Annotated in this window: 15 protein-coding genes; 10 read left to right on the top strand and 5 right to left on the bottom strand. The window is 73.3% G+C overall.

From position 1 onward, the window contains the following. Positions 1–5: 5 nt before the first annotated feature. A complete protein-coding gene (gene ileS, locus ACI784_RS10335) occupies positions 6–3,188 on the bottom strand; it encodes an isoleucine--tRNA ligase (RefSeq protein ID WP_457013393.1) in 3,183 nt (1,060 codons plus the stop codon). Between the two features lie 102 nt (positions 3,189–3,290). Here ileS and ACI784_RS10330 point away from each other — a divergent pair, with 102 nt between their 5' ends. Continuing rightward, positions 3,291–4,802, top strand: a complete 1,512-nt coding sequence (locus ACI784_RS10330) for a potassium/proton antiporter (RefSeq protein ID WP_456924844.1) — start codon at positions 3,291–3,293, stop codon at positions 4,800–4,802. Positions 4,803–4,949: 147 nt separating this feature from the next. Here ACI784_RS10330 and mqo read toward each other — a convergent pair whose 3' ends face one another. After that, on the bottom strand, positions 4,950–6,443 hold the full coding sequence (gene mqo / locus ACI784_RS10325) for a malate dehydrogenase (quinone) (protein ID WP_457013392.1): 1,494 nt from the start codon (positions 6,441–6,443) through the stop codon (positions 4,950–4,952). A gap of 190 nt (positions 6,444–6,633) precedes the next feature. Here mqo and lspA point away from each other — a divergent pair, with 190 nt between their 5' ends. From lspA to ACI784_RS10295, 6 genes are all read left to right on the top strand, one after another. Then, the gene (lspA, locus tag ACI784_RS10320; protein ID WP_456924842.1) at positions 6,634–7,260 is read left to right on the top strand and encodes a signal peptidase II; all 627 of its coding nucleotides are present in this window, start codon (positions 6,634–6,636) and stop codon (positions 7,258–7,260) included. Positions 7,261–7,266: 6 nt separating this feature from the next. Then, positions 7,267–8,214: an RluA family pseudouridine synthase gene (locus tag ACI784_RS10315; RefSeq protein ID WP_457013391.1), complete on the top strand. Its 948-nt coding sequence runs from the start codon at positions 7,267–7,269 to the stop codon at positions 8,212–8,214. Positions 8,215–8,224: 10 nt separating this feature from the next. Continuing rightward, entirely contained in the window at positions 8,225–9,004 is a 780-nt protein-coding gene (locus ACI784_RS10310; protein ID WP_456924840.1) for a CPBP family intramembrane glutamic endopeptidase, read from the top strand. A gap of 11 nt (positions 9,005–9,015) precedes the next feature. Then, positions 9,016–9,426: a GNAT family N-acetyltransferase gene (locus ACI784_RS10305; RefSeq protein ID WP_457013390.1), complete on the top strand. Its 411-nt coding sequence runs from the start codon at positions 9,016–9,018 to the stop codon at positions 9,424–9,426. 193 nt (positions 9,427–9,619) lie between these two features. After that, positions 9,620–13,180: a DNA polymerase III subunit alpha gene (gene dnaE, locus ACI784_RS10300; protein ID WP_457013389.1), complete on the top strand. Its 3,561-nt coding sequence runs from the start codon at positions 9,620–9,622 to the stop codon at positions 13,178–13,180. Positions 13,181–13,241: 61 nt separating this feature from the next. Then, positions 13,242–13,928 (top strand): hypothetical protein, encoded by a 687-nt coding sequence (locus ACI784_RS10295; protein WP_457013388.1) that lies wholly within the window; start codon positions 13,242–13,244, stop codon positions 13,926–13,928. Positions 13,929–14,046: 118 nt separating this feature from the next. Here ACI784_RS10295 and catA read toward each other — a convergent pair whose 3' ends face one another. Genes catA through ACI784_RS10280 form a run of 3 tightly spaced genes read right to left on the bottom strand, consistent with a single transcriptional unit; the run spans position 14,047 to position 16,978 of the window. Then, complete coding sequence (gene catA / locus ACI784_RS10290; protein WP_457013387.1) at positions 14,047–14,904, bottom strand: catechol 1,2-dioxygenase; 858 nt, start codon at positions 14,902–14,904, stop codon at positions 14,047–14,049. Between the two features lie 23 nt (positions 14,905–14,927). Further along, positions 14,928–16,031: a mandelate racemase/muconate lactonizing enzyme family protein gene (locus tag ACI784_RS10285; protein WP_457013386.1), complete on the bottom strand. Its 1,104-nt coding sequence runs from the start codon at positions 16,029–16,031 to the stop codon at positions 14,928–14,930. Continuing rightward, on the bottom strand, positions 16,028–16,978 hold the full coding sequence (locus ACI784_RS10280) for a LysR substrate-binding domain-containing protein (protein ID WP_457013385.1): 951 nt from the start codon (positions 16,976–16,978) through the stop codon (positions 16,028–16,030). Before ACI784_RS10280 ends, ACI784_RS10285 begins: the two co-directional genes overlap by 4 nt. Positions 16,979–17,207: 229 nt before the next feature. Between ACI784_RS10280 and benA the strand changes: the two genes are divergently transcribed. Genes benA through benC form a run of 3 tightly spaced genes read left to right on the top strand, consistent with a single transcriptional unit; the run spans position 17,208 to position 21,887 of the window. Then, the gene (gene benA / locus ACI784_RS10275) at positions 17,208–18,596 is read left to right on the top strand and encodes a benzoate 1,2-dioxygenase large subunit (RefSeq protein WP_457013384.1); all 1,389 of its coding nucleotides are present in this window, start codon (positions 17,208–17,210) and stop codon (positions 18,594–18,596) included. Positions 18,597–18,607: 11 nt separating this feature from the next. Further along, positions 18,608–19,147 (top strand): benzoate 1,2-dioxygenase small subunit, encoded by a 540-nt coding sequence (gene benB / locus ACI784_RS10270; RefSeq protein WP_456924832.1) that lies wholly within the window; start codon positions 18,608–18,610, stop codon positions 19,145–19,147. A gap of 13 nt (positions 19,148–19,160) precedes the next feature. Continuing rightward, on the top strand, positions 19,161–21,887 hold the full coding sequence (benC, locus tag ACI784_RS10265; RefSeq protein WP_457013383.1) for a benzoate 1,2-dioxygenase electron transfer component BenC: 2,727 nt from the start codon (positions 19,161–19,163) through the stop codon (positions 21,885–21,887). Positions 21,888–21,911 lie beyond the last annotated feature (24 nt).

The raw sequence follows: 21,911 nt of genomic DNA, 5'->3' as shown, positions 1-21,911 counted from the left end.
GAGGCTCAGCCGCCGGCCCGCGCCACCCAGAAGCGGGAACCGGCCGGGCCCTCCACGCCGTCACCCTGACCGGCCGTGCCGGTGTGCACCCGGACGGCGAGCACCTCGTCGGCCACCTGGGCGCCCTGCTCGGTCAGCGCCTGGCCCATCTGGGCGCCGGCGGGGGAGTCGTCGACGGTCCACCACAGCTCGATGCGGTCGCTGACGGCCAGGCCGCTGCCCTTGCGGGCCTCCTGGACCAGCCGGACGGCCTCGCGGACCAGGCCGGCCCGCTCCAGCTCCGGGGTGAGCTCCAGGTCGAGCGCCACGGTGAGCCCGCCGCCGCTGGCCACGGTCCAGCCCTCGCGCGGGGTCTCGGTGACCACCAGGTCGCCGTCCTCCAGGATCACGGTCGCGCCGTCCACCTCGACGGTGGCCGTGCCGGCGCGGTAGGCGGCCACGAGCGCGGCCGCGTCGGCGGCGGCGACGGCCTTGGCGACGGCCTGCACCTGCTTGCCCAGCCGCCGGCCGACCGCCCGGAAGTCGACCTTGACGCTGACGTCGACCAGGTCACCGCCGACGGCCGAGAGGTCCATCAGCTCGGCCACGTTGAGCTCGTCGGCGACCTCGGCGACCAGGTCCCGCGGCAGCTCCGACCAGCCGGGTGCGGCCACGACCGCGCGGGCCAGCGGCTGCCGGGTGCGGACCTTGGCCGAGGTCCGGGCCGAGCGGCCCAGCTCCACGAGCCGGCGCACCAGCTCCACCTGCTCGACCAGCCGGTCGTCGCGGGCGTCGGCGTCCACCTCCGGCCAGGAGGCCAGGTGCACCGAGTCGGGCGAGTCCACCAGACCCGGCGTGACCGCCCGGCCCCACACCTCCTCGGTGACGAAGGGGGTGAACGGCGCCATCAGCCGGGTGAGGACGTCGAGCACCTCGTGCAGCGTGGCCAGCGCGGCCGGGTCACCGTCCCAGAACCGCCGGCGGGAACGGCGCACGTACCAGTTGGACACGTCGTCGACGAACTGGGCGATCAGCCGGCCCGCGCCCTGGGTGTCGAAGTCCTCCAGGGCCGCGGTGACGCCGTCGGTGACCGCGGCCAGCTCGGCCAGCGCCCAGCGGTCCAGCAGCGGCCGCTCCGCCCGCGGGGGAGCGGGCGACGAGGCGGGGTCCCAGCCGTTGGTCTCGGCGTAGAGGGTGAAGAAGCTGGCGGTGTTCCAGTAGGTGAGCAGCACCTTCCGGACGACCTCGGACAGCGTCTCGTGGCCCACCCGCCGGGCCGACCACGGCGAGCCTCCGGCCAGCATGAACCAGCGGACGGCGTCGGCCCCGTGCCGGTCCATCAGCGGGATCGGCTCCAGGATGTTGCCCAGGTGCTTGCTCATCTTGCGGCCGTCCTCGGCGAGGATGTGGCCGAGGACCAGCACGTTCTCGTAGGAGTTCTGGTCGAACACCAGCGTGCCGACGGCCATCAGCGAGTAGAACCAGCCGCGCGTCTGGTCGATCGCCTCGCAGATGAACTGCGCCGGGTAGGCCGCCTCGAACTCCTCCTGGTTGTGGTGCGGCGCGCCCCACTGGGCGAAGGGCATGGAGCCGGAGTCGTACCAGGCGTCGATGACCTGGGGCACGCGCCGGTAGGTGCCCTCCTCACCCGGCCGGGTGAAGGTGACCTCGTCGATGAAGGGCCGGTGCGGGTCGAGGTCGGACAGGTCGCGGCCGGTCAGCTCCGACAGCTCGGCCAGCGAGCCGACGACGAGCATCCGCGACGGGTCGGCGTCGTTGCGCCAGACCGGCAGCGGGGTGCCCCAGTACCGGTCGCGGGACAGCGCCCAGTCGACGTTGTTGCGCAGCCAGTCGCCGTAGCGGCCCCACTGGACGTGCTCGGGGTGCCAGTGCGTGCGCTCGTTCTGGGCCAGCAGCTGGTCCTTGACCACCGACGTCCGGATGTACCAGGACGGCTGGGCGTAGTACATGAGCGGCGTGTGGCAGCGCCAGCAGTGCGGGTAGCTGTGCTCGTAGCGCTGCTCCCGCCACAGGACGCCGCGCCGCTGCAGGTCGACCACCAGCTCGTCGTCCGCGGCCTTGAAGAAGCGGCCGCCGACCAGGCCCACCTCGGGCAGGAAGTGGCCGGTCGCGTCGATCGGGTTCACCACGGGCAGGCCGTAGCCGCGGCACACCGCGAGGTCGTCGGCGCCGAAGGCGGGGGACTGGTGGACCAGGCCGGTGCCGTCGTCGGTGGTCACGTAGTCGGCCAGGACGACGTAGTGGGCGTCGATCTCCTCCCCTTGGGGTCCTCGTGGGAACGCGACCAGCTCGAACGGCCGCCGGTAGTGCACCCGCTCCCAGTCCCGGCCGGTGGTGCGGGCCAGCACCTCGACGTCCTCGAGGTCGCCGAAGACGGCGCCCAGCAGCGGCTCGGCCACCACGAGGGTGTCCTCACCGCGCCGCGCGACGACGTAGGTGACGTCGGGGTGGACGGCGACCGCGGTGTTGGACGGCAGCGTCCACGGCGTCGTCGTCCACACGAGCAGGTCGGCCTTCCCCGCCCACTCGCCGCTGGTGACCGGGAGCCGCACGTAGACCGACGGGTCGGTGATCGACTCGTAGCCCTGGGCCACCTCGTGGTCGGACAGGCCGGTGCCGCAGCGGGGGCAGTAGGGGGCGACGCGGTGGTCCTCGACGAGCAGGCCCTTGTCGAACACCTGCTTGAGCGACCACCAGACGCTCTCGATGTAGGCCGGGTCCATCGTCCAGTAGGCGGTGGACATGTCGACCCAGTACCCCATGCGGCGGGTCAGCTCGGTGAAGGCGTCGACGTGCCGCTCGACGGACTCCCGGCAGCGGGCGTTGAACTCCGCGATGCCGTAGCGCTCGATGTCGGGCTTGCCGGCGAAGCCCAGCTCCTGCTCGACGGCGATCTCCACCGGCAGGCCGTGGCAGTCCCACCCGGCGCGGCGGGGCACGTGCCAGCCCTGCATGGTCTTGAACCGGGGGAACACGTCCTTGAACGCGCGCGCCTCGATGTGGTGGGTGCCGGGGCGGCCGTTGGCGGTCGGCGGCCCCTCGTAGAAGTTCCACTGCGGCCGGCCGGCGGAGGCCTCCAGCGAGCGGGCGAAGACCTTGTCGGCCTCCCAGCGGCCCAGGATCTCCTGCTCGAGGGCGGGCAGGTCGACCTGAGGGGGCAGCGCGCGGAACGGGCCGGGAGAGCTCACGCCGTCCATTGTCCCCGAGGCGCGCCACCGCCCGTCGACGGACTGCCGGAACCGCGCCGGGAGCTCCGTACGGGAGACTGCGGAGGTGGACAGGGCCGCCCGGTGAACACGACGGTCACCGTCGCCCTGGCCCTCGGCGCCCTGATCGTGCTCGTGGCCGCCGTCGCCCTGCGCCTGGCCGACCGGCTCGGACTGCCCAGCCTGCTGATCTACCTCGCCCTCGGGGTGGCCCTGGGCGAGCGTGGGGTGGGCATCGACTTCGAGGACGTGCAGCTCACCCAGACCCTCGGCGTCGCCGCACTGCTGATCATCCTGGCCGAGGGCGGGCTGACCACCCGGTGGAACGACGTCCGGCGGGCGATCGGCCCGGGCGTGTCGCTGGCCACCGTGGGCGTGGTGGTCAGCGTCGTCGTCACCGCGGCGATCGTCGTCTGGCTGCTGGACTTCCCGTGGGGCTTCGCCCTCCTACTGGGCGCGGTCATCAGCTCCACCGACGCCGCCGCCGTCTTTGCCGCGCTGCGCCGGCTGCCCCTGCCCCGCAGGCTGGCCGCCTCCATCGAGGCCGAGAGCGGCCTCAACGACGCGCCCGCCATCCTCCTGGTGGCGGCGCTGGCCACCTACCTCACCGACGGCGAGGCGCACGCCTGGTGGCTGGTCGGGCTGACGATCGTCGCCGAACTGGTCGGCGGCGCGGCCATCGGCGTCGCCGTCGGCATGGCCGGCGCCGAACTGCTGCGCCGGGTCGCCCTCCCGCTGGCCGGCTTCTACCCGCTGGCGACCCTCGCGCTGTGCGTGCTCGCGTTCTCCGCGGCGGCCCTGGCGCACACCTCCGGGTTCGTCGCGGTGTACCTGGCCGGCGTGGTGCTCGGCAACGCCGCCCTGCCGCACCGCTCGGCGAGCATCGGCTTCGCTGAGGGCATGGCCTCCCTGGCCCAGATCGGCCTGTTCGTCCTGCTCGGGCTGCTGGCCTCCCCGGATCGGCTGGACGACGCGCTCGTGCCGGCGCTGATCGTCGGCGGGGCGCTGCTGCTGGTGGCCCGGCCGCTGTCGGTGCTGGCCAGCCTCGTCTGGTTCCGGCTGCCCCTCGCCCAGCAGGTCTTCATCTCCTGGGCCGGCCTGCGAGGGGCGGTGCCGATCGTCCTGGCCACCTTCCCGGTCGCCGCCGGCGTCGAGGGCGCGGTCCGCATCTTCGACACCGTCTTCGTGCTCGTCGTCGTCTTCACCCTCATCCAGGGCTGGTCGCTGCCCTGGGTGGCCCGCCGGCTGCGCATCGCCGCGCCGGTCACCCCGCGGGACGTCGACGTGGAGTCCGCACCCCTCGACGAGTTGGAGGCCGACCTGCTGCAGCTCACCGTCCCGCACGGTTCCCGGCTGCACGGCGTCTACCTGCCCGAACTGCGCCTGCCCGAGGACGCCGCGGTGGTCCTCATCGTCCGCGACGGCCGGCCGTTCGTCCCCGACGCCACCACGCGGCTCATGCGCGGTGACCAGGCGCTGCTCGTGTCGGCCCGCCGCTCCCGGCCCGCCGCCGAGCAGCGGCTGCGCGCGGTCAGCCGCGCCGGACGACTGGCCGGCTGGCGCGGCGAGACCGGTGCCCCGACCGAGGCTGACTGATCGGTCGTCCTCGGACGACGCCGCGGCCAGGTGCCCCCCGGCCGTCCCGCGCCGCCGGCCAGAGGCCCGACCACACGGCAGACGCCCCCTCGGCGGGGCCGAGGGGGCGTCTGGGGTGTGGTCGTCGGGAGCGCGAGCCGACCCGGGTCAGCCGTTGAGCTCCAGGGTCTGCATCGTCTCGGCGCGGACCTCGGCCAGCAGCGCCGGGTCGGCGGCGAGGCGGCGGCCGTAGGAGGGGATGGCATCCTGCAGCGCCGGGCGCCAGGCGTCGATGCGGTCCGGGAAGCAGCGCTCGAGGACGGTGAGCATCGCCGAGACCGCCGTCGAGGCGCCCGGCGAGGCGCCCAGCAGGCCGGCGACCGTGCCCTCGCCGCCGACGACGAGCTCGGTGCCGAACTGGAGGACGCCGCGGCCGGTCTTCGGGTCCTGCTTGATCACCTGGACGCGCTGCCCGGCGGTGATCATGTCCCAGTCCTGCTCCTCGGCCCGGGGCACGAACGCCGTCAGGGTCCGGTGCCGGGCGCTGCGCGACTGCAGCAGCTCGCCGACCAGGTACTTGGTGAGGGCCATCTCGGTGCGGGCGACGCCGAGCATCGAGCCGAGGTTGTTCGGCTTGACGCTGAGCGGCAGGTCGAACATCGAGCCGGCCTTGAGGAACTTCGGCGAGAAGCCGGCGTAGGGGCCGAACAGCAGCGAGTGGTCGCCGTCGATCAGGCGCAGGTCCAGGTGCGGCACCGACATCGGCGGGGCGCCGACCGCGGCCTGGCCGTAGACCTTGGCCTGGTGCGCCGAGACCAGCTCGGGGGAGCGGGTGCGCAGGAACATGCCGCTGACCGGGAAGCCGCCGAAGCCGCGGATCTCGGGGATGCCGGCCTTCTGCAGCAGGGGCAGCGCGCCGCCACCGGCGCCGACGAAGACGAAGCGGGCGCGCACGGTGCGCTCGTCGCCGGAGACCGTGTCCCGGACCGTGACCGCCCAGCGGCCGTCGCCGCGCCGCCGCATGCCGGTGACCCGCTGGTTGACGTGCACGTGCACGCCGCGGTCCTCGGCGGCGGCGAACTGCAGCCGGGTGAGGGAGCCGAAGTCGACGTCGGTGCCGGCGGACGAGCGGGTCGCCGCGACCGGCTCGGCGGCGCTGCGGCCGGCCATCATCAGCGGGATCCACCCGGCCAGCTCGGCCGGGTCGTCGGTGTACTCCATGCCGGCGAACAGCGGGGACGCCGTCATCGCGGCGTACCGGTTGCGCATGTACGCGCGGCCGTTCTCACCCGACACGAAGCTGATGTGCGGGACGGGGGTGATGAACTCCTTGGGCGCCCCGGTCAGCCCCGCGCGGACCAGGTGGGACCAGAACTGCCGCGAGACCTGGAACTGCTCGTTGATGGTCTCGGCCTTGGTGACGTCGACCGAGCCGTCCTTGCCGGCGGGGGTGTAGTTCAGCTCGCAGAGGGCCGCGTGCCCCGTGCCGGCGTTGTTCCAGGCGTCAGAGCTCTCCCCGGCCACCGCTGACGAGGACTCGAAGACGGTGACGCTCCAGTCGGGGGCGACGACACCGAGCAGCGACGCGAGGGTCGCGCTCATGATGCCGCCACCCACGAGGACTACGTCGGGGTCGGTGGCTGGGGCGAGATCGGTGGACACGACGGCCTTCCGTGCTCGGGGGAGGTGCTGTACCTGTCCAGGTAACGGTCACTGAACGCCCCAACATGTCACTCGGAGTGGTGACATGTGTCGCAGGGCGTCATGAGATGGATCACACGCCGTTCGAGTTGCACAGCCCGTGCGGGACGGCCGGGGGTCGAGGCGGCGCGGTTATCGTCGGGGGACGGCGGTGACCGGCCGCGCCAGCCACGACCGAGGAGCACCCCTGTCCGTACCCAGCGGCCCGCCGGACGACGCGGCCGGAGCGCCGGCGACGTCGGCCCGCCGTCCCCGCACCCGCCTGCTCCTCCTGCTCGCGGTGGCCGTGTTCTGCGCCGACCTCGCCAGCAAGCTGCTGGTCGTCGCCACGATCGACCGCGGCGAGAACATCCGGCTGCTCGGCGGGGCGCTCTACCTCACCCACGCCCGGAACACCGGCGCGGCGTTCTCCTTCGCCGAGGGGTTCACCGTCGTCTTCACGCTGATCGCGGCGGCGGTCGCGGTCGTGATCGTGCGCACCGCCCGGCGCCTGTTCTCCACCGGCTGGGCGGTCGCCCTCGGGCTGGTGCTCGGCGGGGCCCTGGGCAACCTGGTCGACCGCGTCTTCCGCGAGCCGGGGTTCCTGCGCGGCGGCGTCGTCGACTTCGTGTCGGTGTTCGCCCCCGACGGGCAGGTCTACCCGATCTTCAACGTGGCCGACTCCGCGATCGTCTGCGGCGGCGTCCTCGGCGTCCTGCTGGCGCTGCGCGGGATCGAGTTCGACGGCTCGCGCGCCGCGGACGGCGCCGCCCGCGACGGCGGCGCCACGCAGTCCTGAGGAAGGATGGACGGCGTGAGCAGTCCCGCGGGCCGGCACCGTGCCCTCCCGGTGCCCGACGGGCTGGAGGGGCAGCGCGTGGACCAGGCGCTGTCCCGGCTCTTCGGCCTCTCCCGCGGGGCGGCCGCCGACCTCGCCGACGCCGGCGTGGTGCTGCTCGACGGGCGGGTCCGCGGCAAGGGCGACCGGGTCTCCGGCGGCAGTTGGCTGGAGGTCGAGCTGCCCCCGCCGCCCGGTGAGCCGACCGCGCCGGAGCCGGTGGCCGGTCTGACCGTCGTCCACGACGACGACGACATCGTGGTCGTGGACAAGCCCGTCGGCGTCGCCGCGCACCCCAGCCCCGGCTGGGAGGGGCCGACGGTGGTCGGCGGGCTGGCCGCGGCCGGGTACCGGATCTCGACCTCCGGCGCCGCCGAGCGGCAGGGCGTGGTGCACCGGCTGGACGCCGCCACGACCGGGCTGATGGTGGTCGCCAAGAGCGAGCGGGCCTACACCGTGCTCAAGGCGGCGTTCAAGGAGCGCACCGTGGACAAGGGCTACCACGCCCTCGTCCAGGGGCACCCCGACCCGTCGCGCGGCACCATCGACGCCCCCATCGACCGGCACCCGAAGCACGACTGGAAGTTCGCCGTCGTCCAGGGCGGGCGGCCCTCGGTCACCCACTACGAGGTGGTCGAGGCGTTCCCGGCCGCCAGCCTGGTCGACATCAAGCTGGAGACCGGCCGCACCCACCAGATCCGCGTGCACTTCTCGGCCCTGCGCCACCCCTGCGTCGGCGACACCACCTACGGCGCCGACCCGACGCTGGCCGCGCGGCTGGGGGTCGCCCGCCAGTGGCTGCACGCGGTGCACCTGGGCATCGCGCACCCGGCCGACGGGCACTGGATGGAGTTCCGCAGCCCGTACCCCGCCGACCTCGCCGGCGCGCTCGACGTCCTGCGCGCCGAGGCCTGAGGCCCCAGCGGTGCAGGGGCTCCCCGCCTCGCTGGCCGACTTCGGCCCCGCGGCGCTGTCCGCGGTCGTCGTCGCCGGCTACCTGGTCCTCGGCGAACCGGTCGTCGGCCACGTGCTGCACCGCCGGTTCGAGGGACGGCTGCGGGCCGACGGCGGCGCGCGCCGGTCGTTCTACCGGCGGCTGCTCGTCCTCGAGTGGGGGCTGGCCGTCCTGGTCCTCGTGGTGTGGCTGTCCGCGCCCGGGGTCTCCGCCGCGGGGGTCGGGCTGCGCTGGCCGCAGGAGTGGCCCGGGCCGGTGGCCGGCGCGGCCGCGCTCCTGACGCTGGCGTTCGTGGTCGTCTCCACCCGGGCGCTGCGGTCGGGCGCGCTGGCCGGGGCCGAGCAGGTGCAGCGCCGGCCGGGGGAGGGGCGGCACGCCGAGCCGTCGGTGCACGCGACGCTGGCCCTCCTGCCGCGCACCCGCGGCGAGCGACGGCTGTTCACCCTCGTCGGCGTCACCGCCGGCGTGTGCGAGGAGTGGCTCTACCGCGGGTTCTTCCTCGCCGTCGTCGCGGCGGTGACCGGCGGGCTGCCGACGCCGGTGCTGGTCGCCGTCGCCGCCCTCGCCTTCGGCCTGGCGCACGCCTACCAGGGTCTCGCCGGCGTGGTCACCACCGGCGTCCTCGGCGGGGTGCTGGCCGGCCTGTACCTGGACACCGGCTCGCTGCTGCTCCCGGTGCTGCTGCACGTCGTCATCGACCTGCGCTTCCTGCTCGTCCCGGCCGGCGCGCTGCCGGCGGTGGCCCGGTGAGGGGCGAGCCGGTGACGGCCGCGGACTGGCCGGCGGTGGTGGCGCTGCGCACCCGCGTCTTCGTCGAGGAGCAGGGCGTGCCGGCCGAGATCGAGCAGGACGAGCACGACGCCACCGCCGTGCACGCCCTCGCGCGGGACGACGACGGCCGCGTGGTGGCCACCGGGCGGCTGCTGGTCCGCGACGGGCGGGCGGTGGTCGGGCGCATGGCGGTCGACGCCGCCGTGCGCGGGCGGGGGTACGGCGCCGGCGTCCTCGCCGAGCTGCACCGGCAGGCGGTGCTCCTCGGCCTGACCGGGGTGGAGCTGCACGCCCAGGTGAGCGCCCGCGGCTTCTACGAGCGGGCCAGCTACACCGCCGTCGGCGAGGAGTACGTGGAGGCCGGGATCGTGCACGTCACGATGCGGCGGGACCTCGCCTGACGGGGCGTGACGGAGCGGTCCGACTGTGGCGAGACACCTTTCTGTCGGTCCCGCGGAGTAGACCTCCGTGGTGCGAGGATCGGGTCGGCCCCCGGCCGCACCCCGGACCCAGCACCGCCGGTCTTCCCCGCCGGTCGCCCGCGCCGGATCCCCGTCGGCCGGGCACGCACGACCGTGAGGAGCACCTGAGCACGTGAGCACCCCGTCCGACTCGTTCGCCCACCTGCACGTCCACACCGAGTACTCGATGCTCGACGGTGCGGCGAAGCTGCCGGAGGTCACCAAGGCCGCCGCCGAGCAGGGGATGCCGGCGCTGGCGATGACCGACCACGGCAACGTCTTCGGTGCCTACGACTTCTACAAGCAGGCGAAGTCGGCCGGCGTGAAGCCGATCATCGGCATGGAGGGGTACTACACGCCCGGCTCGCGCTTCGACCGCGCGCCGTTCGACTTCGGCGACAACCTCATCGACGAGGACGGCGAGGGCGGCTCGTCGCGGGGCAAGGCCGCCTACACGCACATGACGCTGCTGGCCCGCACCACCGAGGGCATGCACAACCTGTTCCGCATCTCCTCGCTGGCCAGCCTCGAGGGCCAGTACCGCAAGCCGCGGTTCGACCGCGACCTGCTCGAGCGCTACGGCAAGGGCCTGATCGCCACCACCGGCTGCCCCTCGGGCGAGGTGAACATGTGGCTGCGCGCCGGCAAGGAGGAGCGCGCCCGCCAGGCCGCCGCCGACTTCCAGGACATCTTCGGCAAGGAGAACTTCTACGCCGAGCTGATGGACCACGGGCTGTCCATCGAGAAGAAGACCCGCCCCGCGCTGCTGCAGATCGCGAAGGAGCTGGGCATCCCGCTGCTGGCGACCAACGACCTGCACTACACGCACAAGGAGGACGCCGAGGCCCACGACGCCCTGCTGTGCATCCAGACCGGGTCGCGGCTCAACGAGCCCAACCGCTTCAAGTTCAACGGTGACGGCTACTACCTCAAGAGCGCCGCGGAGATGCGGGCGCTGTTCCCCGGCGACCTGGCCTCGGCGTGCGACAACACGCTGCTGGTCGCCGAGCAGTGCGAGGTGACCTTCACCGAGGGCGCCGACCTCATGCCGCGCTTCCCGCTGCCGCCGGGGGAGGACGAGACCTCCTGGTTCGTCAAGGAGGTCGAGCGCGGCCTGCACAAGCGCTGGCCGAACGGCATCCCCGACCACGTCCGCAAGCAGGCGGACTACGAGGTCGGGATCATCACCCAGATGGGCTTCCCGGGGTACTTCCTCGTGGTCGCCGACTTCATCAACTGGGCCAAGGACAACGGCATCCGCGTGGGCCCCGGCCGTGGGTCGGCCGCCGGTTCGCTGGCCGCCTACGCCATGGGCATCACCGACCTGGACCCGCTGGCGCACGGGCTGATCTTCGAGCGGTTCCTCAACCCCGAGCGCGTCTCGATGCCCGACGTCGACATCGACTTCGACGACCGCCGCCGCGGCGAGGTCATCCAGTACGTCTCGCAGAAGTACGGCGAGGAGCGGGTCAGCCAGATCGTCACCTACGGCACCATCAAGGCGAAGGCCGCGATCAAGGACGCCGCGCGCGTGCTGGACCGGCCGTACTCCGTCGGCGACGAGCTGACCAAGCTCATGCCCCCGGACGTGATGGGCAAGGGCATCCCCCTGTCGGGCGTCTTCGACCCGGCCCACCCGCGCTACAAGGAGGCCGCGGAGTTCCGCGCCCGCTACGAGTCCGACCCCGGCGCGGCCGAGGTGGTCGACCAGGCCCGCAAGCTCGAGGGACTGAAGCGGCAGTGGGGCGTGCACGCGGCCGGCGTCATCATCGGCCGCTACCCGCTGATCGACTCGATCCCGATCATGCGGCGCGAGGCCGACGGCGCGATCATCACGCAGTTCGACTACCCGACCTGCGAGACGCTCGGCCTGCTCAAGATGGACTTCCTGGGCCTGCGCAACCTCACGGTCATCGACGACGCGCTGCGCAACATCGTGGCGAACGGCAAGGAGCCGGTCGACCTCGACGAGATCAGCAAGGACCTCACCGACAAGGCCACCTACGACCTGCTCTCTCGCGGGGACACCCTCGGTGTCTTCCAGTTCGACGGCGGCCCCATGCGGTCGCTGCTGCGGCTGATGCGGCCGGACAACTTCGAGGACATCTCCGCCGTCGGCGCGCTCTACCGGCCCGGTCCGATGGGTGCCAACTCGCACACCAACTACGCGCTGCGCAAGAACGGCCAGCAGGAGATCACGCCGATCCACCCGGAGCTGGCCGAGCCGCTCGAGGACATCCTGGGCGGCACCTACGGCCTGATCGTGTACCAGGAGCAGGTCATGGCGATCGCGCAGAAGGTCGCCGGGTACTCCCTCGGCAAGGCCGACCTGCTGCGCCGCGCGATGGGCAAGAAGAAGAAGTCGGTCCTCGACGCGGAGTTCGTCGGGTTCGAGGCCGGCATGAAGGAGCGCGGCTACTCCGCCGCGGCGATCAAGACCCTCTGGGACATCCTCGTCCCGTTCGCCGACTACGCGTTCAACAAGGCCCACTCGGCCGCCTACGGCCTGGTGTCCTACTGGACCGCCTTCCTGAAGGCCAACTACCCGGCCGAGTACATGGCCGGGCTGCTCACCAGCGTCGGCGACGACAAGGACCGCCGGCCGATCTACCTGGCCGAGTGCCGGCGGATGGGCATCAAGGTGCTCCCGCCGGACGTCAACGAGTCCTCCTGGGACTTCGCCGCCGTCGGGAACGACATCCGCTTCGGGCTGGCGTCGGTGCGCAACGTCGGGCACAACGTCGTCGACTCGATCCGCCGGGCCCGCGAGGAGAAGGGCGCCTTCAAGGACTTCGCGGACTTCATGCGCAAGATCGACACGGTGGCCTGCAACAAGAAGGTCATCGAGTCCCTGGCCAAGGCCGGTGCCTTCGACTCCCTGGGCCACTCCCGGCAGGGCATCGTCGCCGTCCACGCGCAGGCGGTCGACTCCGCGATGGCGCTCAAGCGCAAGGAGGCCGAGGGGCAGTTCGACCTGTTCGGCAGCTTCGGCGGGGACGACGAGGGCGACGACCCCTTCGGCGGGGCGCTGGACATCACGATCCCGACGGCGGACTGGTCGAAGTCCGAGCGGCTGATGTTCGAGCGCGACATGCTCGGCCTGTACGTCTCCGACCACCCGCTGCACGGCGTCGAGCACGTCCTCGCCTCGAACGCCGACACCCCGATCGCCGAGATCAACGCCGGCGGCGTGGAGGACGGCGCGAACGTGACGATCGCCGGCATCCTCACCTCGGTCTCCCCGCGCACCAACAAGCAGGGCGCGCCGTGGGCGATCGCGACGCTGGAGGACCTCGAGTCCGGCATCGAGGTGCTGTTCTTCCCCAAGACCTGGGCGGAGGTGTCGGAGAAGGTCGTCCGCGACCAGATCGTCGTGGTCAAGGGACGGATCAGCCGGCGCGACGACCAGCCCTCGCTGTTCGGCTCCGAGGTGACCATCCCCGAGCTCACCGAGGGCCCGCGCGGCCCAGTGCTGGTGTCGATGGCGGCCGCCCGGTGCACCCCGCCGGTGGTCGAGCGGCTGCGGGAGGTGCTGGGCAGCCACCCCGGCACCACCGAGGTCCAGCTGAAGCTGGTCAACGGCAGCCGCGAGACGGTGCTGCGCCTCGACCAGGGCCTGCGGGTCCGGCCGAGCACCGCGCTCATGGGCGACATCAAGGCCCTGCTCGGCCCGACCAGCGTCGCCCTGCTGTGAGCGCCGCCGCCACGCCGGTGCCGGGGAAGAGGCACACAGCTCCGCGGGGTTGACTGGGGTCGTGGACCACCTCGACGCCCCGGGGCCCCCGGGGTCCCCGCCCGCCCGGCGGCCGACCCGGTGGGTGACCGGCTGGCGCCGGGCCGCCCTGGCCGAGCTGCGCGCCGACGTGCCGGGCGCCCTGGCGCTGACCGGCGTGCTGCTGGCGTGCGGCGTCCCGGCGGGGCTGCTGTGGTGGGCCCTCGCCCCGCGGGCGCAGTTCCGGGTGACCGCCGACGGCCCGGTCGTCGTCGGGCACCCCTCGGCCGAGCTGCTCGCCGCGGTCGACGGCGTCTACACCCTGGTGGTGGCCGGGCTGGGCCTGCTGGCCGGTGTGGTCGCCTGGCGGCTGCGCCGCCGGCGCGGCGTGGCCGTCCTGCTGGCCGTGGGCGCCGGCACGCTGCTGGCCTCGCTCGTCGCCTGGCAGGTGGGCGAGCTGCTGGCGCCCGGTCCCTCCGAGGCCGAGCTGGCCGACGTCGGGGCGACGGTGACCACCGGCCTGGCGCTCAACTCGATGGCGGCCCTCGCGGCCGGCCCGTTCCTCGGCGTCCTCGCCTACGTGGTGGCCGCGCTGTTCGCCCCCGCGGAGGACCTCGACCGGCCGGTCCCGGCGCCGCCGTTCCCCGCCGCCGGGCCGGGGCTGCCCTCGGCGGGTGGCGACCCGCGGATGCTCGTCGACGTGCCACCGGCGGAGCACCCCGGGCGCTGACCGGGGGGGGCTCCGCCGGTGCCGGAGCCGGATCTCAGGCCGGGTCCACTGGCCCGACTCCGCGCCGCGGTCCGCTCCTCGCTCGCTGGCGCTCGCTGCGATGCTCCCGCGGCTGTCGTCAGGCCGGGTCGAGCACGAAGTCGTAGGTGACCTGGTTGCCGTCGTCCGCGGTGTGGACGTCGAGCAGCAGCTCGGGCTTGACCGCCGAGGCGATGTCGTCGTCGTTGTGCGGGTCGCCCGGGAAGTACAGCTGCGTGGTGATCAGCTGGTGGCCGGGGGCGGACACCTTCAGGTGCAGGTGGGCGGGGCGCCAGGCGTGCCAGCCGGCGGCGGCGATCAGCTTGCCGCAGGAGCCGTCGGTCGGGATCTGGTACGGCGCGGGCTGGATCGTGTGGATGACGAAACCGCCGTCGGCGTCGGTGACCACCGTGCCGCGCAGGTTCCACTCCGGGATGCCGGGGGCGAACTGCGAGTAGAAGCCGTCGTCGTCGGCGTGCCACATCTCGATCCGGGCGCCGGCCAGCGGGGTGCCGTCGACGCTGGTCACGTGCCCCTGGAACGTCAGCGGCGTCCCGGGCTCGCCGTCCCGCATGGGCAGCGTGGCCTCGCCGGTCGACTCCGGGGAGCCGGGCACGTAGTAGGGGCCCTCGATGGTGCCCTTGCTGCCCTGGCGGCCGGAGTTGGCCACCTCCTCGACGACGTGCTCGACCCAGACGTCGAGGAACAGCGGCCACTCGCCGTCCTGGCCGACGCCGATCAGCCACGCCTTGAGGGCGTTGTACTCGTCGTAGGTGACCTCGTGCCGGCGCACGATGTCGTGCACGGCCGCCAGCAGCTCGCGGGCGAGGGTGTCCACGCGCTCGGGCGGGGTCGCCGCCGCGCCGGCGGACTTGTCGGCCTTGAAGCGCTCGGTGGCCGAGGCGCCGGAGGCGGCCGCGGTGGCCGTGGCAGCGGAGTCGTTCACGGTGACGGTCATGGGGTGTCCTTCCAGAGGGGTGGTCAGCGGTCCAGGCGGTAGCGCGTGAGCTTGTCGGGGTCGACGTCGACGCCGAGGCCGGCGCCGGGGCGGACGGGCAGGGTGCCGTCGCGGATCACCAGGGGCTCGGTGAGCAGGTCGTCGGTCATGTCCAGGAAGTTGGAGAGCTCGCCGGCCCGCCGCGAGGTGAGCCGGAACGCGGCCCCGAAGACGACGGTGCTCATCGAGCCGAGCTGGGTGTCGACCTGGTTGCCCATCACGACCTCGAGGCCCAGCCCCTCCGCCAGGTGGTGCACCCGTGCGGAGGCGGTGAACCCGGTGCGGGCGGTCTTGATGCTCACCGCCGTCGCCGACCCGCCCAGCACCTCGCGGGTCACGTCGGCGGGGGTCACGGCCGACTCGTCGGCGATGAACGGCACGTCGCACTGCTGCACCAGCCAGCGGCGGCCCAGGACGTCGTCGGCGGGGCAGAGCTCCTCGGCGAAGGTGAGGCCCAGGTCGCGCATCTCGGCCATCGCGCGGGCGGACTCCGACGCCGTCCAGCCGCGGTTGCCGTCGACGTAGAGCTCGACGTCGGGGCCGAGGTGCTCGCGCAGGGCCCGCACCACCGCGGTGTCCAGGGAGATCGGCCGGCGGCCGACCTTCACCTTGAACGTCGTGATGCCGTAGGTGTCCCGCATCCGCTCGGCCTCGGTGACCATCGCCTCGGGGGTGTCGAAGCCGAGCATGTGGGAGACCCGCATCCGGTCGGTGTAGCCACCGAGCAGAGAGGTGACCGGCTGGTCCAGCGTGCGGCCCAGCGCGTCCCAGATCGCCATGTCCACCGCCGACTTCGCGGTCGGGTTGCTGACCGTGCGGGCGAGCTCCTCGGCGACCCGCTCCCGCTCCAGCAGCGTGCGGCCCACGACCTGCGGGGCGAAGAGCGACTGGAGGACCGCCACCACCCCGGCCTGGGTCTCGCCGTAGGTGAACGGGCGCGGGACGGCGTCGGCGGTGCCGACCACGCCGTCGTCGGTGTGCACGCGGACCAGCACGTGCTCGGCGGCGTGCACCTCGCCGCTGGCGAACCGCAGCGGCTTGCGGTACGGGATCGCGTAGGGGATGGCCTCGAGGCGGGTGATCTTCATCGGGGGGCCTCCGAGCCGGGGGTGGTCAGGCGGACGGGGTCGTGCTCGGGGGGCAGCACCCCGGCGGTCTCCAGGACGCCGAGCACCGAGCGGATCAGCGGCGAGCCGGAGCCGGGGGAGTCCTCCCGGGGGCGCCAGGCCAGGGCCACCTCGATCGAGCCGGCGTCGGACACCTCGCGGAACGTCACGCCGGGCACCGGGAGCGCCCGCGCCGACGCGGGGACCAGCGCGATGCCCAGGCCGGCGGCGACCAGGGCCAGCAGCACCACCGTGCCGGTGACCTCGTGCTCCCGGCGCGGGGTGAACCCGGCGTCCCGGCAGCTGCGCAGCACGGCCGCGTTCACCGCCGACTCGCGGTCGGCGTAGAGGACGAAGCCCTCCGTGCGCAGGTCGGCCATCGCTATCTCGGGCTCGGACGCCAGCCGGTGGTCGCCGGGCAGGGCGAGCACCAGCGGCTCCACCTCGATGGTGCGCAGCGTCAGCCCGTCCCCGGACACCGGAGGGCGCAGGACGCCGAGGTCGAGACTGCCGTCGCGCAGGCGGTCGCACTGGGCGGGGGTGAGGACGTCGCCGTGGATCTCCAGCGCCACCCCCGGCAGCTCCTGCTTCACCACCCGGGCGATCCGCGGGAGCTGGGCGACGACGGCGGTGCCGGTGAACGCGATGCGCACCAGCCCGAGGCGGCCGTCGGCGATCCGGCGCACCCCGGAGACGCTGTCCTCCACGGCGCCGAGGACCCGTTCGGCCTCGTCGCGGAGGAACCGGCCGGCCGGGGTCAGCCGCACCTGGCGGGTCGTGCGGGTGAACAGGGTCGCGCCCAGCTCGGCCTCGAGCTGGCGGATCGCCTGCGAGAGCGCCGGCTGGGCGATGTGCAGCCGCTCGGCGGCCGCGCCGAAGTGGCAGGTGTCCGCGACCGCGGCGAAGTACCGCAGGTGACGCAGTTCCACGACGGGCTCCTCCCAGGGGTGACGCGGGCCACGCTACGGACCGAACCGATACGACACAAAGACGTATTGACGGCGCATCGATAAGCGGCGGTGATCAGTCCACCCCTGGGTCGGGACTGGGCATTCCTCGGGTGTGACGCGCACCACCCGCTGTGACGCTGGGACGGACCGACCAGCCCACGGCCCGCGCCCCGCGGGTCCCCGGAGCGAGAGCCCCCTGGAGGACCTCATGACCCAGACGCTGACCCACGTGGAGTCGGTGCTCTCCGACGCCGTCGTCGAGGACGTCGAGGCGGGGGTCTTCCGCGCCAACCGCCGGATCTTCACCGACGAGGAGGTCTTCGAGCTCGAGATGCGGCACATCTTCGAGGGCAACTGGATCTACCTCGCCCACGAGAGCCAGGTGGAGAAACCGGGCGACTACCTCACCACCCACATCGGCCGCCAGCCCGTCGTCATCACCCGGGACAGGAACGGCGAGCTGCACTGCCTCATCAACGCCTGCGCCCACCGCGGCGCGATGATCTGCCGCCGCAAGACCGACAACCGGACGACGCTGACCTGCCCGTTCCACGGGTGGACGTTCCGCAACGACGGGACGCTGCTGAAGGTCAAGGACCCCGAGGGCGCCGGCTACCCGGAGTCGTTCAACCGCGACGGCTCGCACGACATGACGCGGGTCGCCCGCTTCGAGAGCTACCGCGGCTTCCTGTTCGGCAGCCTCGATCCCGACGTCGTCCCGCTGCGCGAGCACCTGGGCGACACGACGACGGTCATCGACATGCTCGTCGACCAGTCCCCGGAGGGGCTGGAGGTGCTGCGCGGCTCGTCGACCTACACCTACGACGGCAACTGGAAGGTGCAGGCGGAGAACGGCGCCGACGGCTACCACGTCACCGCGACCCACTGGAACTACGCCGCCACCACCTCGCGGCGCAGCACGGGGGAGTCGACCAACGCGACCAAGGCCCTGGACGCCGGGAGCTGGGGGAAGTCCGGCGGTGGCTACTGGTCCTACCCGAACGGTCACCTGTGCCTGTGGACCTGGGCCGGCAACCCGCAGGACCGGCCGCTGTGGGACCGCCTGGACGAGCTCAAGGCCCAGTTCGGCGAGGCCAAGGGCGAGTTCATGGTCAAGGGCTCCCGCAACCTGTGCCTCTACCCGAACGTCTACCTGATGGACCAGTTCAGCACGCAGATCCGGCACTTCCGGCCGATCGCCCCGGACCGGACCGAGGTGACGATCTACTGCATCGCCCCGAAGGGCGAGAGCGCCGAGGCCCGCGCGCACCGCATCCGCCAGTACGAGGACTTCTTCAACGCCTCCGGCATGGCCACCCCCGACGACCTGGAGGAGTTCCGCTCCTGCCAGCTCACCTTCCGGGCCACCGCCGCGCCGTGGAACGACATGAGCCGCGGCGCCCAGCACTGGCTGCACGGCCCCGACCCGATGGCCGAGGCGCTCGGGATGACCGGCGTCGTCTCCGCCGGCCTGCGCAACGAGGACGAGGGGCTCTACCCCGTCCAGCACGGCTACTGGCTGCAGACCATGCGCGCCGCGCTCGCCCGCGAGCAGGCCGCGGCCGCCCCCGCCGCCGTCCCCGCCCCGACCGCCTGAGGAGGACCGTCATGACGATCACCGAGCCCCGGCCGCCGGTCTCCGACCGGCCGGCCCGCGACCGGATCGACCAGAACGCGATCGAGCAGTTCCTCTACCGCGAGGCCCGCTACCTCGACGACCGCGAGTTCGAGAAGTGGCTCGAGTGCTACGCCGACGACGTCGTGTACTGGATGCCCTGCTGGACCGACGACGACCGGCTCACCGAGGACCCGCAGCGGGAGATCTCGCTGGTCTACTACGCCAACAAGGGCGGCCTGGCCGACCGGGTCTTCCGCATCCGCACCGAGCGCTCCAGCGCCACGTCACTGCCCGAGCCGCGGACCAGCCACAACATCAGCAACGTCGAGGTCATCGAGCGCCGCGGCGACCTCGTCGACGTCCGCTTCAACTGGCACACCATGTACTTCCGCTACAAGACGGTGGACCCGTACTACGGGACGTCCTTCTACACGATCGACTTCTCCGGGCCGGCGCCGCTCATCCGCCGCAAGACCGTGGTGCTCAAGAACGACTACATCCACCACGTCGTCGACGTGTACCACTTCTGAGGCCGGTGCCGTCATGACGCAGACCGCTCCCACGCCGACCGGCACCCACCGCGTCGCGCTGTCCTTCGAGGACGGCGTCACCCGGTTCATCACGTGCGCGCCCGACCAGACCGTCGCCGACGCCTCCTACCGCTCGCGCATCAACATCCCGCTGGACTGCCGGGACGGCGCCTGTGGGACCTGCAAGGCCTTCTGCGAGTCCGGGGAGTACGACGGCGGCGCCTACATCGAGGACGCCCTCTCCGACGACGAGGCCCGGGCCGGCTACGTGCTGCCGTGCAGCATGCGGCCGCGGTCGGACCTGGTCCTGCAGATCGCCAGCACCTCGGCGGTCGCCAAGACCCAGGCCGCGACCCACACCGGCACCCTCACGGCGCTGGAGCGGCTGTCGCCGACCACCGTCTCGCTCACCCTCGAGACGCCGGGGCGGGCCGACCTGGCGTTCCTGCCCGGCCAGTACGTCAACCTCACCGTGCCCGGCACCTCGGTCAGCCGCTCGTACTCCTTCAGCAACGGCCCCGACGAGGAGGCGCTGACCTTCCTGGTCAAGCTCACCCCGGGCGGGGCGATGTCGACGTACCTGACCGACCGCGCCGCCGTCGGTGACGAGATCACCTTCACCGGGCCGCACGGCAGCTTCTTCCTGCGCGAGTCCGACGACCCGGTGCTGCTGGTCGCCGGCGGCACCGGCCTGGCCCCGATCCTGTCGATGCTGCGCACGCTGCGGGACGACGGCAGCGCGCGCCCGGCGCACCTGGTCTACGGCGCGAGCACGGACGACGACGTCGTGGAGCTGGCCACGCTGGCGCAGCTCGCCGACGAGATCCCCGGCTTCACCTGGGACCACTGCGTCGCCGACCCCGCGACCACGGCCCCGAACCAGGGCTACGTCACGAGCCTGTTCCGGCCCGAGCACCTCTACGGGGGCGAGGTCGGCGTCTACCTCTGCGGCCCGCCGCCGATGGTGGAGGCCGTCCGCGGCCACTTCGCCGAGCAGGGCGTCGTCCCGGCCGGCTTCTACTACGAGAAGTTCGCGCCCTCCGGCGCCGCGGCGCCTGCCGCGCCGGCGCCCGAGCCCGCCGCGACCGCGCCGGTCCCGCGGGAGGCGGAGCCGGCGCCGGTGGCCGTCCCCGCGCCGCGGGCACCGGAGACGCCGGCCCCCGCGGCGGCGGTCGGCGCCGACGGCCGGGCCCTCGCCGGTCAGGTCCTCCTGCCGCCGGCCGAGCTCGCCCCGCTCGGCACGACCGGGGCGACGGCACCGGCCGACGAGGCCGCGACCGCCCGCACGGTCGCCGGCCAGCGGCTGGCCGTGCCCGGCGGCGACGGCCCGGTGATCCCGCTCGACCCCGACGGCGGTCTCCGCCCGGTCGGGGGTGGCCGGTCGCTCGCCGGCCAGGAGCTGTTCCCCGAGCGCGCCGACCTGGGCGGGGTCGGGCCGACCGATCCGGATGCCCGGACGCCGGCCGGGGGCGGGTACGAGATCGGCGAGGAGCACCCCTCGGTGCACCACTCCGACGCGATCTTCGAGGCCCGCAAGGCCCTGGAGCTCGGCGCGCTGGAGCTGACCCTCGGGCGGCTGTCCAGCGGGCAGGTCGCCGGATACCGGCTGCTGGCGGAGTCGACGGTGCCCCACGTCCGGGGCGACTCCTTCGTCGACGCGGCGGCCTACACCGAGGCCAACGCCGCCTTCCACGACCACCTCTTCGGCCTGACCGGCAACGAGCACCTGCTGCAGGCCTACCAGGCACTCGGCGTGAAGGGGCACATGGATCAGGTGCTGCGGCGCGCCACCTGGTGCCACCCGCGCTGCACGCAGGACCACCTCGACATCGTCGACGCGGTCGAGGCGGGCGACCGGACGCGGGCCCGGGAGCTGATCACCCAGCACGCCGAGCGGTCGAAGCAGACGGTGCGGCGGGCGATGGCCGACGCCGACGCCCGCACCCGGCCGGCCTTCGTCAGCCCGGGCCGTTTCGACGGCAGGGTCGTGCTGGTCACCGGTGCCGCCCAGGGCATCGGGGAGCGCACGGCCCGCCGGATCAGCGCCGAGGGCGGTGCGCTCGTGCTCGCCGACCGCGCCGACATGGTCCACGACCTCGCCGGCGAGCTCACCGACGCCGGCCGGGAGGCGCTCGCCGTCACCGCCGACCTGGAGACGTGGGCGGGCGCGCACGACGTCGTCGAGAAGGCGCTGACCCGCTTCGGCCGCATCGACGTCGCCATCCACACCGTCGGCGGCACGATCTGGGCCAAGCCCTTCGTCGACTACCCGCCGGAGCAGATCGAGGCCGAGATCAACCGGTCGCTGTTCCCGACGCTGTGGTCGTGCCGGGCGGTCGCGCCGGTCATGGTCGCGCAGGGCTCCGGCACGATCGTGAACGTCTCCTCCGTCGCCACCCGCGGCCTCAACCGGGTGCCGTACGCGGCGGCCAAGGGCGGGGTCAACGCCATCACCACCGCCCTCGCGCTGGAGCTGGCGCTCTCCGGTGTCCGGGTGGTGGCCACCGCCCCCGGCGGCACCGAGGCGCCGCCCCGGCGCATCCCGCGCGGCCCGGCGCCGCAGACGGAGCAGGAGCAGGCCTGGTACCGGACGATCGTCGACCAGACCGTCGACTCCTCGCTGATGAAGCGCTACGGCACCCTCGACGAGCAGGCCGCCGCGCTGGCCTTCCTCGCCTCCGACGAGGCCTCCTACATCACCGGGACGGTCCTGCCCGTCGCCGGCGGCGACCTCGGCTGACCCGTCGCCCTCCCGCTCCACACC

This window comes from Geodermatophilus sp. SYSU D01186 (assembly GCF_054050215.1).
This window is presented reverse-complemented; position numbering and strand designations above follow the sequence as displayed.